This window comes from Arthrobacter sp. NPDC057009 (genome assembly GCF_042673905.1).
Taxonomy (GTDB): Bacteria; Actinomycetota; Actinomycetes; order Actinomycetales; family Micrococcaceae; genus Arthrobacter.
The window spans coordinates 111,824-127,936 of record NZ_JBHUSB010000007.1 but is presented as its reverse complement, the minus strand read 5'-3'; the positions used below and the strand labels follow the sequence as shown (position 1 = coordinate 127,936).

Below are 16,113 nucleotides of genomic sequence, written 5' to 3'. Positions count from 1 at the left end.
CAAGTTCCGCGGGTCCCGCGCGCCGTGCGGAAGCGTCCGTCAGGTGCCCAGAAGCTTAGGGGCGGCCGCCTCAGGCCAGTCGATGCACTGCGTGTACACCTCGTGTTTGCGCAGATACCGGGCGGTAAAGGGGCAATGCGGAATGATCCGCTTTCCTGACGCCACAACGTCATCGAGGGCAAAGTGGACGAGCACCTTGGCCAGCCCCTGGCCCTGGAACTGCTCAGCCGTCTGCGTGTGGATGAAATCCACGTGCCCGGGCTTGTCCACGAACCTGACTTCCACCGCCAGCTTCCCGCCCACGTGCAGTTCGTAGCGGTGGAGCGCATCGTTCCGGAACGTGGTGACGTCCGGGGTGAAATGGTCCTCGGTGGCTGCCGTGTTCTCCGTCATGGTTCGACATTGGCACTTAAAGGCTGTGCTGGCAATGGCCGGGTGCCGCGCGCGGGAACACGTCCCAGCAACAGCACGGCCAGGGCGAAGCAGGCGGCGCCGCCGCCCAGGAGTCCCAGCGTCAGGCCGTTGAGGGCGGCGTCAGCCACCGGAACAAAAACGACGACGGCGGCGGTCACCACGGCGGCCGGTGCCCGGCCGCGTGAGTGCATGGCCGGCGTCGGCCGTTCCTCCAACCGCCCGAACACGAGCACCGCGGGCAGCAGGAGCAGGACCACCCCGAGGAAAACGAGCGGGCGCGACCACCACCATTCCGCGGTGCCCGAGGCGGGTTTGGGGAAGTCGGTCAACAAAAGGAACCCGGCCATGGCTGCCAGCAGCGGCAGATGCCAGAGATAAACGGTCATCGCATGACGGCCCGCAACGGCCACCACCGCACGGATCCAGCGCACGGCGGCGATGGCGGTCAGCAGGGGACGGGAAAGCTGCAGCACCGCAGCCTGCGAGATGCCCAGCAGGAACAGGCTGAGGTTGGGCGGATTCAGGTTCACCAGCATGTTGTCGCGGTACAGGCCCAGCATCACCAGGACGAGCATCAGCAGGTTGCTGGCCGCCGCCAGCCCCACAAGCTGCGACCTGCTCCAGCGGTCCAGCCAGCCATCCGCTACAAGGAACCCGAGCTGCTGCACGGCGCACCACACGAACACCATGTTGATGTAGGCGAGCGTCGGGAAAGCGCCGCGGAAGCAGTCCACGGTCACCACCAGCGCCACCAGCCCCAGGAGCGTCAGCCACGGGGCACGCTGGTGCAGCCGGACCAGGAACGGGATGTTCAGCTGGGCCGCCAGGTAGGCCGCAAGGAACCACAGCGGCATGCCCGCCCCGCTGGCCAGCAGCTGCACCACCTGCGGATCCACACCGGCCAGCAAAGCACCCCAGAGGCCAACGAACATCACCGCCAGCAGGGCCGCCGCCGGGCGCACCAGGCGCAGCAGGCGGGACTGGACGAACTCAAAGCCGTTGCCGCCGCGGGCCTGCATGCGCCGCCAGGACTGCGCCCCGGTGATGCCTCCGGCTACGAAGAACAGCGGCATCACCATGAAGACCCAGATGACCGGCTCGAACCAGTCCTGCTCGGCCAGGGTGTTTTCGGTGGTCACGGTGCCGTCGGGGTGCAGCACCGGGCTGGTCATCATGCAGTGCCCCACTACCACGAGGGCAAGGCAGATAAAGCGTGCCAGATCGATGGCCAGGTCGCGGGCGGGCACGGTCACGTCCCGCCCGGTCCCGGGCTCCAAGGAATTCTTCATGGCGCCCCCACCAATGGAACTCGCTTACGTCGTTGTGTTTTCCATTGTGCTCCTGCTGGCCCGTCTATGGCGGGATGGAGTTTTCCGGGTCAGCGGCTGAGGATTGCCAGCGTGCTGGTGCCGAAGTCCTTCGCGGCGGCATTCCATTGCGCCAGCAGCCCCTGCAGGTTCTCGCCGTCGGCCCTGTACCCGGGAAGCTGTTCCTCGAGGGTGGCAAGGACGCCGGTGCGGAGCTCCGTGTTGAAGTTGACCTTGCCCACGTTCATGGCCGGGGCCTTGGCCAGCTCGTCGGCCGGGATGCCGGACGCACCATGGAGCACCAGCGGGATGTGGGTCCGCACGGCGATGTCCTGCAGGACGTCCCAGCGCAGCCGGGGCTCCCCCTTGTACTTCCCGTGCACGTTGCCCACGGCCACCGCGAGCAGCTGCGCCCCTGTCCGCGCCACGAAGTCCTCCACCTGGGCGGAGTCGGTGAGCCCGGCAACCTCGTTCCCGGCGGCCTCCCCTTCGGCCCCGAACGCCTTGTCCTCGTCGCCCGCCAGGCCGCCGAGCTCAGCCTCCAGGACCACGCCGGCATGTCCTTCAGCCTCGAGCGCGGCCCGTACAGCACACACCAGGGCGATGTTTTCTTCGTACGGAAGAGCCGAACCGTCCGCAAGGACAGAGTCCGCCCCGGCCGCGACGGCAGCGGTGATGACGTCTATGTCGGTGGCGTGGTCCAGCTGCACGGCGACCGGCACGGAGGCGGTGTCGGCCAGTCCCCGGAGGGCCGAGATGAGCCGCAGGCCATTAGCCGTGGCGGCAGTCTTGGGCGCCACCAGGAGGATGACGCCGCGCTGTGCTTCCTCCGCGGCGCTCACGACTGCCAGGGCCGTGGTGAAGTCGTAGCACGTGAACGCCGGGACGGCCGACCCCTGCTTGAGGGCGCCGACCACCAGCTCATCGAGTTGTGCCCGCATCAGCCCTCCCCGGTGGTGCGCTTGGTGGGGGCAACCACCTTGATGACGGCGGAGTCGTCCGCGGCGGCCAGCCCGTGGGCCTGGCCCAGCAGGTACAGCTGCTCGGCGGCGGCGGCAACGGGGGTCGCCAGCCCTGCACTGCGGGTCGCCTTGCCCACGATGCCCATGTCCTTGACGAAGATGTCCAGCCGGCTGAGCACTTCGGCGCCCTCCTCGGAGTAGGCCTCCAGGATGCGGGGTCCGCGGTTGGACAGCATGAAGGAGCCCGCGGCCCCGGCTTCGAGGGCGGCCAGGGTCTTGGCCTGGTCCAGGCCGAGGGCGTCGGCCAGCGCCATGGCCTCGGCGGCCGCCGCGATGTGGATACCGCACAGCAGCTGGTTGACGGTCTTCAGCGCCTGCCCGTCACCGGGCTTGTCGCCGACCACGGTCAGTGTGGAGGCGAGCAGCTCCAGGACCGGACGCGCCGATTCCAGCGCTGCTGGCTCGGCTCCGACGACGATCAGCAGGTCGCCTTCGCCTGCACGCTTCGGGCCGCCGGACAGCGGGGCATCCACGAGTCCGACGCCGAACTCCGCCAGGCGGGCCACGGTGGACGGGATGGCTTCCGTGCCCACCGTGCTGGTCAGGATGACGACGGCGCCGGGCTTCAGTACCGAGGCCACGCCGTTCGCGCCGAACAGGACGTCATCCAGCTGTTCGCTGTTGCGGACCGCCAGCAGCAGGGCGTCGGTGTCCTGGGCGGCGTCCCGGGCGGAAGCGAAGGTCTTCACGCCGGCCTCTTCGGCGAGGCGCAGGCGCGGCTCGGCGATGTCGAACCCGTGGACGGTCAGCTGGCTGGCGAGGCGGGATGCCATGGGCAGGCCCATGGCGCCCAGGCCGAGGACGGTGACTGTGTAATTCGAGGTCATGGTGTTCTCCAGTGAAGTGATTTAGGGCCCACGCGTACCGGGTTCCCTGGCCGAGCTTGCGAGGTTAGGGGGTACGTGGGGACGTGTTGCTGAGCTTGCTGGTGACCTGGGCGAGTGACTCATCGTCACCGACGTTGCCCGCGAAAACGATGTACGGAATCCCCTTCGCCGGGCCGTCGACGGGCTCCCACAGGCTCACGATGCCGGGCAGCATGGGCCCGCGGACAATGGCGTGCCGGATCTCCAGCCCGTGCGCGGCAACATCCGAGGACGTGATGCCGCCCTTGGCGATGACGAACCGCGGCGGGAAGGTCTTCAGCGTCCGGTTCACCACGGCGACGACGGCGGCGGACACGGTCCGCGCGATCCGCAGGCTTTCGGCCGGGTCATCGGTTTTGATGAGCAGGCGGCTGGTGTGGACGATAACGTCGCCGCTGCGCAGCGCTTCGACGACGGTGTCCACCGTCTGGTCGAGGTAGGCGGGTGCCTCCTCGCCGAGGAGCTTCTCGACGTCGATCTCCACGATGCGGGCACTGCTGTGCCGGTCCGTGAGCACCTTGAGCTGCCGGGTGGTCACGCCCACGTGGGAGCCGACGACGATCAGGCCGCCGGCCTCGGACGGGGTGTTGCCCGCGTAGGCTTCCTCGCCGCTGAGTTCAGGCCTGATGTCCTGGCCGATCCGGGCGCGCATGAACGGCGGGCCCACCCGGTACAGCAGCTTCTTGCCGCGGCGCTCGGCCTCTTCGAGTCCCAGGGCCAGGGCGCGCATGTCGTTTTCGGTGACGATGTCCACCACGATGGGGGTGGACGCCGTGGCCGGTTCAATCGCGTCAGCGATCGCCTTGGCAGACACCTCGGGCTGCCCGGTGGCGGAGCCGGCGCGGATGATGTTCAGGTCCAGCACAATGACGGAGTCGGCGGCGAAGCGGCCCTGGGACTTCTCTTCCACATACTTGGCCATCTCGGAGTTGGCGAAGCCGAAGGTGGCGTCCTTGGCGAACTCGGTCTCGGCCACGGGGGTCAGTCCGCCGGCCTCCGGTCCGCGGGTGTAGTGCACGCCGCCGATGGTGATGCGGCCGGCGTCGGGGAAGGCAGGAACCATGACGACGCCGTCGGTCGCCTCGCCGCTTTCCGCCGCCACGGTGGCTGCGATGACATCCGGTTCCAGGGGAAAGTGTCCGCGCAGGGTCGAATCGCTGCGGCTCACAAAGCCGAGCCGGACCTCCCCTTGGCCGTCACGGGCCGCGGCGAGGGCGTTGCGGACTACCTCTTCATTGCGTGCAGCCGCTTCTCCCGGGTCGAGGCTGCGGGTGTTGGTCAGCACGTAGACGGCGGGCTTACCCTGATGGAGAGCCCACTGGAAGTCCGCAACTTCCCAGCGGGTGAGCACGGGCAGGTCTGCAACGGACTGCGTGCCGGTGGGGTCGTCGTCGAGCACCACCAGAACGCGCGGTGACGTGGCGGCGGTGGCGGCCACAGCGTCGGCGACCTGCCGGGCAGGGATCTGGAGTTCGGCGGGGAAGGCGGCCAGAACATCGGATTCGAGGGGCACTGTGCACTCCGTTGTGTCGGATCTGTCTAGGGACTGACGTGTCAGATGTCAGACATCTGGCGTTTGATGCTAGTGTGGCATAACGCACAGCACGTGCGCAAGTACACTTTTTGCACACATCCCCGGCCAATAAAGGCCGCACACGCTGAACGGAAGAAATGGCACGCAAATCACTGGTGGGTGTCGTCGCCGACGAACTCCTTGACCGCATCATCTCCGGGGAATTTCCGCCAGGCAGCAGCGTGCCGGGGGAACTGGAGCTCAGCGCACGCCACGATGTCAGCCGCATGACAGTGCGGGAGGCGATGAAGACTCTGGAGGCGCAGCGCATCCTTAGCGTGGAACGCGGCCGCGGCACGTTCGTGAACCCACTGAACCGCTGGTCGTCACTGGAGGCGGTGCTGCGGGCCGCCTCCGAGGGACAGAATGGCGCGGCCGCCGCGGTCCAGCTGATCGAGCTGCGGCGGATGCTGGAAACGGGCGCCTGCGAGCTGGCGGCGCACCGCATTACCGACGCCGAGCTTGACGGCCTCCGGGACTGTGTGGCGGACATGCGGAAGGCACACCAAAGCAACGATGTGGCCAGTTTTGTCGCAGCCGACCTCGCGTTCCATGACCAGATTCTGCACGCGTCCGAGAACGTGTTCGTGGCCGTGCTCTTCGAACCGCTGCACCGCGTTCTCGAAAAGGGACGGACGGAGACCTCGAACGTGCCGGACATCCAGGAACATGCCATCGGGCACCACCAGAACATTTACGAGGCCCTGGCTGTAAGGGATCCGCAGCGGGCACGCAACGCCATGGACGCCCACATGCAGCAGACCCTCGACGACCTCAGAAGCTACGTGCTGGAAGTCTAGTTCCGCGGCGCCCCGTCCGATACTCTGCAGGAACGGCCCGCAGCCGGGTATGGATGGCGATCACGAGGAGCGAAGATGTCTAACAACACCTACAGCATTTCTGAAATTGTCGGAACCTCAACAGAAGGCGTCGACGCGGCCGTCCGGAACGGAATAGCCGACGCCGCCAAAACCCTGCGGAACCTGGACTGGTTCGAAGTCAAGGAGATCCGCGGCCACCTCGAGAATGGCCAGGTGGCCGACTGGCAGGTCACACTCAAACTCGGATTCCGCCTGGAACGGGAGTAGATCCCGCCGCACAGTAACGGAGATCAGTGATGCGGCGCCGGCTGTTGTTCAGCGGCGCCGCATCACTTGCTTAATCCTGGCCGGCAGCGCTGCGCCGCCACACAGTGGGGACCCCGCGGAAGGCGGGAAACACCTGTCCCTCAAAGAAGGCATGGGCCTCGTCCGGCGAGCCGGCGGGTGTCCACATTCCCGACGCCGGGCAGTGGGTTCCGGTGGAAGCTGAGGGCGTCTGGCGTTCCCGGAGCAGTGCGATGCGTTTCATCGTTGAAGGTCATCCTTGGTTTTGGAGGGCGGGAGAAGTTCTCCCCCAAGGCTAGGAAAAGCGGCGCCGGGGCCCAATGGACGAATGGATAAAATACTCTGGTCCTGCTGGGCAGGGGTACAGGAGTTCCGGGTGTCCGCGCCAAGGCTGCCAAGCAGAGCCAGCGCATCCGCCGAAGGCGATCCCGGCTGGGCCGAATAGACGCGGAGCGTCTGGTCGGCGTCGTCCGGCAGCACCAGGTTTTCGAAGTTCAGTTCAAGGTCACCCACCTCGGGGTGGTGAAGGCGCACACTGCCCGCCGAACGGGTGGCCACCCGGTGCCCTGCCCACCACTGGCGGAAATGTTCACTCCGCACTGCCAGCTCCCCCACGAGCTGGTTGGCCTGGGCGTCATTGGGATGCCTTCCGACGTCGAGCCGGAGGGCGCCTGCCGCCTCCGCCGCCACCGTCTTCCAGTCGAGGAACAGCTCCCGCGCCCGGGGGTCAAGGACCAGCCACCGGGTGAGGTTCCGCTCGGCGGACGGCAGCTGCGGGAAGTCCGCAAACAGCAGGAAGGCCATCCGGTTACCGGCCAGGACATCAGTCCTGCGCCCGAGGACAAGGGCTGGCACGTCGCCCACGGCGTCCAGGAGTTGCCGAAGCCCGGACCGGATCGCCTGGACGGGCAGGGGCGACCGCGAGGACTCTGCGCAGTGCTGGATGAGGTTCATCATGTGGGCCTGTTCGCCGGCGTCGAGCCTGAGCGCCCGCGCCACTGAATCCAGGACGGCACGCGACGGGTGGATGTTCCTGCCCTGTTCGAGCCTCGTGTAGTAATCCGTGCTGACGTCCGCCAGCCGGGCGATTTCCTCCCGCCGCAACCCGGGCACGCGCCTCGCGCCTGCGCTGCCAACGATGCCCACGTCCTCCGGTTTCAGCCGTGACCGCATTGCCCTCAGGAATTTGCCGAACTCGGCGCTCTGACCCATGGCCTCCATTGTGCCTGCCCCCGCGCACCGTTTCTACAACGTAGGTAGGACTGGTAATCCTAGGAAAAACAGGGAGAGCCATAGCTGCTGACTCCGGAGCCCGGGGTGCATAGGCTCGGAAGGAGCCCCGCGCCCCATCTTGGCGCCTGGCGTACCCAACATCACGGATTATCAAGCCGCACCATAAAGGAGAAGACATGCAGCAGACTCCCGAGCCCACAGTTCACGGGACGGGTACAGGTTCGGTCCCCCAGGCCCTTGAGATCCCTCAGGTCGTCCTCAACAACGGTGTTCCCATCCCGCAGCTGGGATTCGGCGTTTTCCAGGTACCCCCGGAGGAGACGCAGCGGATCGTCGAGGACGCCCTGGAAGCTGGCTACCGCCACATCGATACCGCGGCGGCCTACCGGAACGAGGCCGGGGTGGGCGCTGCGATTGCCGCATCCGGCATCCCGCGCGAGGAACTCTTCATCACCACCAAGCTGCGCAACGGCGAGCAGGCCAATGCCCGGGAGGCGTTCGAGAACAGCCTAAAGGCGCTGGGGCTGGACTTCGTGGACCTGTACCTGATCCACTGGCCAGTGCCTTCCCAGGGCCTCTACACCCAGGCCTGGAAAACACTGGAAGAGATCCATGCCACCGGCCAGTCCCGGGCAATAGGCGTCTCAAACTTTCTGGACGAGCACCTTGACGCCGTGCTGGCCGACGCCGACATCGTCCCCGCGGTGAACCAGTTCGAGCTCCATCCGACCTTCCAGCAGGCCCCGCTGGCGGCCAAGAGCCGTTCCCACGGGATTGCCGTTGAGGCCTACAGCCCGCTGGGCCAGGGTGCGGATCTGGACGCACCCTCGGTAACAGGCCTCGCAAAGGAACACGGCGCCACGCCCGCCCAGATCGTGCTCGCCTGGCACCTGGCAACCGGCAACATCGTTATTCCGAAGTCCGCCGACTCTGCACGGATGCGGGAGAACCTCGCGGCAGCAGCAATCCGGCTAACTGCGGCGGACGTGGAATCAATCAGCGCGCTGGAGGCCGGATCCCGCATTGGCGCTGACCCTGCCGTGGCCGCGTTCTCCCAGCTCTGACCGCTTCCCGGCTCCAGCGAAAGGACGAACCATCCATGGAGTACACCCATCTGGGCCGTTCCGGCCTCAAGGTTTCCCGGCTTTGCCTCGGCACCATGAACTTCGGCCCGCAAACCGAGGAATCCGAAGCGCACGCAATCATGGACTCCGCCCAGGAGTCCGGCATCAATTTCTTCGACACCGCCAACGTGTACGGCGGGTCGGACCATCGCGGCTGGACAGAGGAGATCATTGGCCGCTGGTTTGGGAAGGGCGGCGAGCGCCGGGAACGCACGGTGCTGGCCACCAAGCTCTACGGCACCATGACAGACCGGCCGAACGAGTCAAAGCTGTCCGCGCTGAACATCCGGCGCGCCCTCGATGCCAGCCTGAAGCGCCTCCAGACGGATTACATCGACGTCTACCAGTTCCACCACGTTGACCGGAACACGCCGTGGGACGAGATCTGGCAGGCCGTCGAAGTGGCCATTCAGCAGGGCAAGATCCTGTACTCCGGCAGCAGCAATTTCGCTGGCTGGCACCTGGCGCAGGCGCAGGAAGCCGCCGCCCGCCGCAATTACACCGGCCTTGTCAGTGAGCAGTCGATCTACAACCTGCTGACCCGGAACATTGAACTGGAGGTCATTCCCGCGGCCCAGCAATACGGGATCGGGATCATCCCCTGGTCGCCGCTGCACGGCGGGCTCTTGGGCGGGGTGCTCAAAAAGGAGCACGACGGCGTACGGCGGCTGGCCGGGCGGGCAGCGGAAACGCTGGAAAAGCATCGCGACCAGATCCTGGAGTACGAGGACTTCGCCGGGGAGCTTGGCCATGAACCCGGCGACGTTGCACTCGCGTGGCTGCTACAGCAGCCCGGGGTTACCGCCCCCATCGTCGGTCCCCGCACGCAGGAACAGCTCGGCGCCGCCATCCGGGCTTTGGACGTGACACTGAGCGATGATGCGCTCAAGCGCCTGGATGGCATTTTCCCCGGCCACCGCACCGCTCCGGAGGACTACGCCTGGTAACCCGGGCCGCTTTCTGCCGGGCCCCGGCGTCGCCTGCTTAACGGGCGGGCGGCCGCTGGGGATCCTCCAAGGCAGGCTCGTCAGGCTCGCCGTCACGGCCGGTGGGTGGCCCCGGCTTGTCCTGGGGAGGAACTGCGGGTGCTTCCAGGGGCGGGTCCTCGTTGGGGTCGAACGGAAAGCCTGCGGGTGAATCATTTTCAGGCTGGTCCGGCGGATTCTGCTCCGGATCGGCGGGCGTCTCGCTCATGGTTTGGATCCTTTGCTGTCTCGGAGTAACTGCTGGACGGAAAGGCCCGTGCTCCCGCACGGGCCCGCTCCAAGCATTACCAGCGGCAGTCAACGTAAGTCCATAGTCACCAGCTCCGCGGCGGGCGCCGACGCCGTTAGGCGGGGCAGTCGCTTCTGCAGGTGCCCCTCAGTTCACCATTTCGGTGCTGGAGTGCCGGCCGGTCCACCTGCCGTGGTTTTGCTCCAGTTCGACGACGTCCCGGCCAAACGAAGCAGCCAAAGCCGCCAGGGCCAGGACAACAGCGGCCATGCCGACTCCACCGGGCACGCCGGGCGTCAGTGCCAACAGCAAGGCGAACGGCTGAAAAGCGCCGATAAGCTTACGCAGCCTCTTCACAGGCAGCGTCCGCTTTAGTTCAGGCCGGAACCATCCGGCGACGACGAATGCGTACCACATCAGCCCGATGGCCAGGACCCACGGACCCACGGCGGGAACAGCCGCACAGGAGAGCACGAGGACAAGGGCCGCATCAGTCTGGACATCCAGCCGGCCTCCCGCCGGGTTCGCGCACTCCAGCCGCCGCGCAACGGTCCCGTCCACCGCATCAAGAACGAATGCTGCCGCTCCCAGCACCACCAGCGGCATGCCGGGAGCGGTTCCGGTGAGGAGGGCGGGAACGGTTGTCGCCGCACAGCACGCCACCAGGACGGCGCGAAGCAGGGTAACGCGGTCCGCAGCCGTGGTCAGCAGCGGCTTGCGATTGAAAACGGAGGCCGCGCCATTTGCCATTACAGCAAATCCGGCGCCCAACGCGGCGAGGAAATACGCTGTTTCAGCTTGGGCAGCGGTCAGGATCCAACTCCCGGACACAAGGAAACAAGCCATGGCAACGGCAACGTCCACCACAGCGCGCCTACTGAGCAAGACCTGCATGTGCCTCCTTGCGCTCATGGTAACAACAGGAGGCCCATTGGCATTCCCGACCTGACCTCGGGAGATAGCAAACGGGTCTGGGCAAACTGGCCCCGATAGGAAAGACTCTTCGGCATGGTACAAGCACCATTAATCGGGCTGAACGACGGCAACCGGATTCCCCAAATTGGCCTGGGCACCTGGCCGCTGAATGACCGGGAGGTGAGTGACGCCGTCGTACGCGCTGCGGAAGCCGGGTACCGGCATATCGATACTGCCGTGCGATACGGCAACGAGGCCGGCGTCGGATCCGGAATCCGGGCCAGCGGCCTGGATCGGAGCGAGTTCTTCATCACCACCAAGCTGGACGGGGAGTTTCAGGGTGGAGACCAGGCCGTAGCCGGCCTGGAAGGTTCCCTGAAACGCCTGAACCTGGAATACGTGGACTTGCTCCTGATCCACTGGCCACTCCCTCGCCGCGGAGAATTCATCTCCACATGGAAAACTTTTGAGCGGCTGCAAAGGGAAGGAAAGGTCCGCTCGATCGGCGTCTCGAACTTCAAGCCAGCCCACCTGGAAGAACTGATGTGGGAGACGGATGTTGTGCCGGCCGTGAACCAGATCCAGCTCAACCCCTCGGTAACCCGCTCCGCCGACTGCATCTACAACGAGCGGCATGGGATCGCCACAGAATCGTACAGCCCCCTGGGGGCGGGATCTGGGCTGCTGTCGGCCCCTGTACTGGCCAGAATCGCCGGCAAACACGGGCGGACAGTGAGCCAGGTGGTGCTGCGCTGGCACGTCCAGCAGGGCCTCGTGGCCATCCCCAAATCAGCTGATCCCCAGCGGATGAAGGAGAACATTGATGTCTTCGACTTTGCCTTGGATGACGAAGACCTGACCGCCATCAGCACCCTCGATGAAGGCCCCGAGGCGGGTGTGAATTCGGACGTCCAGGGCCATTGAAGAATAGCGCCGGACGCGGGCTTACCGCGGATCCTCCCCGCGGGGCGGATGGAAGCCGACTGGCAATAAAATAGTAAGCATGATTAGTATTGAGCAGAAGGACGAAGCGTACCCGGCAACCCGGGTAACTCCTTTAGATGAAGAAGGAACGATAAAATGGGTTTTTTCGCATTTCTGATTCTTGGCCTTATTGCCGGAGCCATCGCTAAGGCCATCCTCCCCGGCCGGCAGGGCGGCGGCATTTTCATCACGCTGCTGCTCGGTGTGGTGGGCGCTATTCTCGGCGGCTTCATCGGCAGCGCGCTCTTTGGCGTGGGCGTCAACGAGTTCTTCTCGCTGTCCACATGGCTGCTGGCGATCGGCGGCGCTCTGATTGTCCTGCTGGTCTACGGCATGATTACCAAGCGCACCGCACGCTAGACGGAGCAGTGCGGAAACCGGCTCCGGGAACCTCCGGGGCCGGTTTCCCACCCCCATGGCCCGTACGGGCTGAACCAAAACCGAACAGATCCCCCTAAAGAGCAGGAGATCATCATGAAATCCAAACTTCTCTTCGGCGCCGGAATCGCTGCAGGCTATGTGCTCGGATCGAGGTCCGGCCGGGCAGCGTACGACAAGCTCAAAGCACGGGCCGCAGGAATCTGGGACAGCAAGCCGGTCCAGGACAAGGTCACGGCAGCTACTGAAGCGGTCAAGGAAAAGGCCCCGGAGGTCGGGGACCAGCTGGCGGAAGCCGCGCGCCGGGCGGGAACCGTTCTCGGCTCGGCCATGCACCGCGACACACACTCTGATGCTGCTTCAAGTGGTTCTGCGTCTGCCGGCACTTCTGCGGACAGCTCGCACGTGCCGGCCCACAGCACGCATCCGGAAACGGTGAACCTGGGGACCTCCGACGTGGAGACCGGTCAGGCCGGTGCCACCACCAACGTGAATCCGAATAAACAGTAGCTTCGGTGCTGAAGCCTGCATCCAAGGCGGTGTGGGCAACAAGCAAAAATGTCAGCCCCCTCTGACAATGTTTTCCTATGGAAGCTATCGGGGGAAACGCAGGCTGCGTCTCAGGCCGGGCAGCAGTGCCCGGCCTGAGTGCTGCCCCAATGCGCAGCGTCCACGCTTCCGGGCGTCCGGCTTTAGCCGGAACCGGCACCGCCGTTGCGGACACATCTTCGTCCGACGGCGGTGCTGCCGCCTCCCCTGACTTGAAGGCGAGCCTGGCCACGATCACGGCCTTAAATGTCAGTCCCCGCTGAGACAGTTGTCCTATGGAAGCCATTGGGAAGCATGGAGCGGACATCGCGGGCGGGACTGACGTCTCCGGCCTGAATGCTGCTGCTCCGCTGCGGGGCCGCGGGCTTCACAGCGTTCCGGCCGCGGCTTCCCCGTCCAGCGCCCGTATCGAGGGCACGTCCGACGGCGGCGCTGCGCTGGCAACTGCTGACCTGCGGGCGGGCCTGATGCTCCTGGATTCCGCAGTCGCTGCGGCGGAGGAAGAGCTCGCCGCAGCCAGTTTCCCTGAAGCAGCCGACTTCGCAGAACTCACAGAACAGCTCTCCCGCCGCATCGAATACCTTCAGCTACAGGCTGCCGCGGCCGTGGAACGCACGCGGGCCGAGGCGATCAGCGCCGCCGAAGCAGCCAACCGCGCGGCCGGCTGGACCACAGGCTGGGGCAATGAACCCGAAACCGCTGCAACCCCAGACGCTCAGCCCTCCCAGGCCGCCGCCGTCGGCAGCCCTGCTGAGGCCCCGTCTTCGGCTGACCCGCTGACGGTCCCTACCCGTGCGGTGGCATGGTCCCCGGCCGACGACGGGTCCCGCAACACGGTTGATTTCCTCCGCACCCGGCTTCGCATCAGCAGCGCCGAAGCACGCCGCCGCCTCGCCCTGGCCGGCGACGTGCTCCCCCGCACCGGACTCGCCGGCCGGCCCATGCCGCCCATACACGAGGAAACCGCGGCCGCGCTCACCGCCGGGATCATCTCCTCCCGCGCCGGCACCACCATCACCACCGCCCTGGACAAAGTCCGCCACATCCCCGATCCAGACGCGCTCGCCAAAATGGAACGCAACCTCACCCAAACCGCGATCGAAAACGACCAGGACTTCCTCACCCGCATCGCCCACCGCTGGATCGACGCCCTCGACCAGGACGGCACCGAACCCTCCGAAGAAAACCTCCGCCACCGCCAAGGCGTCTTCATCCGCCCCAAACGCGGCGGCCTCTACCACCTCGAAATCCACGCCACCACCGACCAATACGAAGTCCTCACCACCGTCATGAACACCGCCACCAACCCCCGCACCACCACACCCGACACCACCAGCGCCGCGGACAATAACGGAAGCGGCGCCGGCAACAACCTCCCCGACGGCGGCGGCAACGACAGCTATGGCGACGGCGAAAACACGGGCAGCGCCACGGCGGGTTCCGATCTTGACGCTGCATTCAACAGCACCTACCTCCCGGACCTCGACCGGCGCACCCTGGCCCAACAACGCCTCGACGGCCTCGTCGGCGCCAGCAAGGCGGCCCTCGCCACCGGAACCCTGCCCACCACCGGAGGACTCCGCCCCCAGGTCATGGTCACCGTCTCCTACCAGGACCTCCTCAACAGCATCCAAACCACCGCAGCCAACGGCCCCCGCTACAACAGAAACCGCGCCAGCACCCGGCCAACAAACAGCCCCGCACCAACAAACGACACCGGGCACACCACCACGAACCAGCCACCAGGCACCCCCGGCTGGCCGGCCACCGGTCCAGCACTCCTGCCGGGCACCTGGCAGGTCAGCCCTCCCGAACCGCTCGCAGCCACCACCGCGGACATCTGCCAAACCAGCGGTCCGGAATCGCCAACGGAAACCGGGCAAACCGGCGACGCCGGATCCTCGCCCGATTCGGCTACCGGCCCGGACAAGAGGCCCGGCGGCGAAAACCAGCCCGCCCCCGCAAACAGGCTCTCCGGCATCAACCAGCCAGGCATCAATTCGCCAGGCATCAACTGGGCAAGCGCCGGGTTCAACGGCCAACCCGGCGCACCCACCGGCAGCGGGACCTTCACCTACACCGGCCCCGTCACCGCCTCCACCATCCGCAAAATCGCCTGCGACGCCGACATCATCCCCGTCCTCCTCAGCAGCCAAGGCCGCATCCTCGACATCGGCCGCACCACCCGGATCTTCCCGCCCCACATCCGCAAAGCCCTCAACGCCCGCGACCAAGGCTGCGCCTTCCCCAACTGCACCATCCCCGCCACCTGGTGCGAAGCCCACCACATCACCTACTGGTCACAAGGCGGACCCACCAGCACCGACAACGGCGTTCTCCTCTGCACAGCCCACCACCACCTCATCCATAAAGAACAGTGGAAAATCCACATCAAAAACGGCGTCCCCTGGTTCATCCCGCCACCCCACATCGACCCCCGCCAACAACCCCGGCAAAACCACCACCACAAAACATGAACACCCGGAATGACGCCGCGTTGAACGGCGGGCAGAGCCGGCCGGGCTAAAGCTGCCACGGGCTGCCGGACGCTCAGTGCAGCCCAGACAGTGCTTACAGCTTGCCGATTACCACTGTTGCGTCCAGTTCAGCTGAGCAGGCGATTCGGGGGCCCAGTCCCCCACCGGCCATGGCCGCCGCAGTAAGAGGTGCCTGTCGCCGGCTGGTCTCGATGAGAAGGTGCCCGCCCGGACGGAGCCAGGCAGCCGCTTCCGCAATCACCCGGCGCTGGATGTCGAGCCCGTCCGGCCCTCCATCAAGCGACACCCGTGGTTCATGAACGCGGGCCTCACGGGGCATGCTGCCGATGGACGCCGTGGGAACATACGGCGCATTCACCGCGAGAACGTCAACGTTCCCTCTGAGCCGGGCAGGCAGCGCCGCGTACAGGTCACCCTCATGGACCACGCCACCCAAGGGGAGGACGTTGAGGCGGGCACAACGCACGGCGGCGGGGTCGACGTCGGAAGCATGGACCTCAATGCCGGGCCACAGTTCTGCCAGCGCGGCGCCTACGGCTCCGGAGCCGCAGCACAGATCTACAACAACCGGCGCGGCGGACGAAACGGAATCCGCGGACGGCACGGGATCCGCGGGCGCAGTGCCGAGAAGTGAAGCAGCTTCGCGGACCAGCAGTTCCGTCCGGCGGCGAGGCACGAAAACGCCGGGCTCCACCCTGATCCGAAGACCGCAAAATTCAGCCCAGCCGAGAATATGCTCAAGCGGAAAGCCGTCGATCCGCCGCTGCACGGCGCTGATCAGCTCAGCGGGACCATGGCCCGCAGACAGGAGGAGGTCCGCTTCTTCTTCGGCAAAGACGCAGCCGGCGGCGCGCAGCCTGCCGATGACGGTGGAGCGGGAAAATGGCGATTCAACAGGCATGGAGGCGTCCTTCACTTGAATGATGGGC

General features: G+C 66.2%; 18 protein-coding genes. 8 read left to right on the top strand and 10 right to left on the bottom strand.

The window, feature by feature from the left end; translation table 11 throughout:
- Positions 1 to 39: 39 nt before the first annotated feature.
- The 5 genes from ACFTR6_RS09695 to ACFTR6_RS09675 all read right to left on the bottom strand — a co-directional run bounded on the left by ACFTR6_RS09695 (position 40) and on the right by ACFTR6_RS09675 (position 5,122).
- Positions 40 to 393, bottom strand: coding sequence for a GNAT family N-acetyltransferase (locus ACFTR6_RS09695; RefSeq protein ID WP_076799097.1), 354 nt, complete (start codon positions 391 to 393; stop codon positions 40 to 42).
- On the bottom strand, positions 390 to 1,703 hold the full coding sequence (locus ACFTR6_RS09690) for an acyltransferase (RefSeq protein WP_253250391.1): 1,314 nt from the start codon (positions 1,701 to 1,703) through the stop codon (positions 390 to 392). The genes ACFTR6_RS09695 and ACFTR6_RS09690 overlap by 4 nt, the downstream gene beginning before the upstream one ends.
- Positions 1,704 to 1,792: 89 nt before the next feature.
- Entirely contained in the window at positions 1,793 to 2,662 is an 870-nt protein-coding gene (locus ACFTR6_RS09685) for a class II fructose-bisphosphate aldolase (protein WP_377957737.1), read from the bottom strand.
- Positions 2,662 to 3,570: an NAD(P)-dependent oxidoreductase gene (locus ACFTR6_RS09680; RefSeq protein WP_087873105.1), complete on the bottom strand. Its 909-nt coding sequence runs from the start codon at positions 3,568 to 3,570 to the stop codon at positions 2,662 to 2,664. The genes ACFTR6_RS09685 and ACFTR6_RS09680 overlap by 1 nt, the downstream gene beginning before the upstream one ends.
- A gap of 64 nt (positions 3,571 to 3,634) precedes the next feature.
- On the bottom strand, positions 3,635 to 5,122 hold the full coding sequence (locus ACFTR6_RS09675) for a four-carbon acid sugar kinase family protein (RefSeq protein WP_377957736.1): 1,488 nt from the start codon (positions 5,120 to 5,122) through the stop codon (positions 3,635 to 3,637).
- Between the two features lie 158 nt (positions 5,123 to 5,280).
- Between ACFTR6_RS09675 and ACFTR6_RS09670 the strand changes: the two genes are divergently transcribed.
- Positions 5,281 to 5,982, top strand: a complete 702-nt coding sequence (locus ACFTR6_RS09670) for a FadR/GntR family transcriptional regulator (RefSeq protein WP_087873107.1) — start codon at positions 5,281 to 5,283, stop codon at positions 5,980 to 5,982.
- A 75-nt stretch (positions 5,983 to 6,057) separates the two neighbouring features.
- Positions 6,058 to 6,270 (top strand): dodecin, encoded by a 213-nt coding sequence (locus ACFTR6_RS09665; protein ID WP_076799103.1) that lies wholly within the window; start codon positions 6,058 to 6,060, stop codon positions 6,268 to 6,270.
- 70 nt (positions 6,271 to 6,340) lie between these two features.
- On the opposite strand, the gene ACFTR6_RS09660 is transcribed toward ACFTR6_RS09665, so the two are convergent.
- Together ACFTR6_RS09660 and ACFTR6_RS09655 are read right to left on the bottom strand one after the other, a co-directional pair.
- Positions 6,341 to 6,532, bottom strand: a complete 192-nt coding sequence (locus ACFTR6_RS09660; RefSeq protein ID WP_076799104.1) for a hypothetical protein — start codon at positions 6,530 to 6,532, stop codon at positions 6,341 to 6,343.
- Positions 6,529 to 7,500, bottom strand: a complete 972-nt coding sequence (locus tag ACFTR6_RS09655; RefSeq protein ID WP_377957735.1) for a helix-turn-helix transcriptional regulator — start codon at positions 7,498 to 7,500, stop codon at positions 6,529 to 6,531. Before ACFTR6_RS09655 ends, ACFTR6_RS09660 begins: the two co-directional genes overlap by 4 nt.
- A gap of 263 nt (positions 7,501 to 7,763) precedes the next feature.
- Here ACFTR6_RS09655 and ACFTR6_RS09650 point away from each other — a divergent pair, with 263 nt between their 5' ends.
- Positions 7,764 to 8,585 (top strand): aldo/keto reductase, encoded by an 822-nt coding sequence (locus tag ACFTR6_RS09650; protein ID WP_377957822.1) that lies wholly within the window; start codon positions 7,764 to 7,766, stop codon positions 8,583 to 8,585.
- 35 nt (positions 8,586 to 8,620) lie between these two features.
- Complete coding sequence (locus ACFTR6_RS09645) at positions 8,621 to 9,592, top strand: aldo/keto reductase (protein ID WP_377957734.1); 972 nt, start codon at positions 8,621 to 8,623, stop codon at positions 9,590 to 9,592.
- A 37-nt stretch (positions 9,593 to 9,629) separates the two neighbouring features.
- On the opposite strand, the gene ACFTR6_RS09640 is transcribed toward ACFTR6_RS09645, so the two are convergent.
- Positions 9,630 to 9,839 carry a hypothetical protein gene (locus ACFTR6_RS09640; protein ID WP_076799106.1) on the bottom strand — a complete coding sequence of 70 codons (210 nt, stop codon included), beginning with the start codon at positions 9,837 to 9,839 and terminating at the stop codon, positions 9,630 to 9,632.
- Between the two features lie 168 nt (positions 9,840 to 10,007).
- Positions 10,008 to 10,610, bottom strand: a complete 603-nt coding sequence (locus tag ACFTR6_RS09635; protein WP_377957733.1) for a CDP-alcohol phosphatidyltransferase family protein — start codon at positions 10,608 to 10,610, stop codon at positions 10,008 to 10,010.
- A 258-nt stretch (positions 10,611 to 10,868) separates the two neighbouring features.
- On the opposite strand from ACFTR6_RS09635, the gene ACFTR6_RS09630 reads away from it, so the two are divergent.
- From ACFTR6_RS09630 to ACFTR6_RS09615, 4 genes are all read left to right on the top strand, one after another.
- Complete coding sequence (locus tag ACFTR6_RS09630; protein WP_377957732.1) at positions 10,869 to 11,699, top strand: aldo/keto reductase; 831 nt, start codon at positions 10,869 to 10,871, stop codon at positions 11,697 to 11,699.
- Positions 11,700 to 11,855: 156 nt separating this feature from the next.
- Entirely contained in the window at positions 11,856 to 12,119 is a 264-nt protein-coding gene (locus tag ACFTR6_RS09625) for a GlsB/YeaQ/YmgE family stress response membrane protein (RefSeq protein WP_076799109.1), read from the top strand.
- A 114-nt stretch (positions 12,120 to 12,233) separates the two neighbouring features.
- A complete protein-coding gene (locus ACFTR6_RS09620; protein WP_076799110.1) occupies positions 12,234 to 12,647 on the top strand; it encodes a hypothetical protein in 414 nt (137 codons plus the stop codon).
- A gap of 314 nt (positions 12,648 to 12,961) precedes the next feature.
- The gene (locus tag ACFTR6_RS09615; RefSeq protein WP_377957731.1) at positions 12,962 to 15,163 is read left to right on the top strand and encodes a DUF222 domain-containing protein; all 2,202 of its coding nucleotides are present in this window, start codon (positions 12,962 to 12,964) and stop codon (positions 15,161 to 15,163) included.
- 94 nt (positions 15,164 to 15,257) lie between these two features.
- Here the strand turns inward: ACFTR6_RS09615 and ACFTR6_RS09610 are convergent, their stop codons facing one another.
- A complete protein-coding gene (locus ACFTR6_RS09610) occupies positions 15,258 to 16,085 on the bottom strand; it encodes a putative protein N(5)-glutamine methyltransferase (protein WP_076803604.1) in 828 nt (275 codons plus the stop codon).
- Positions 16,086 to 16,113 lie beyond the last annotated feature (28 nt).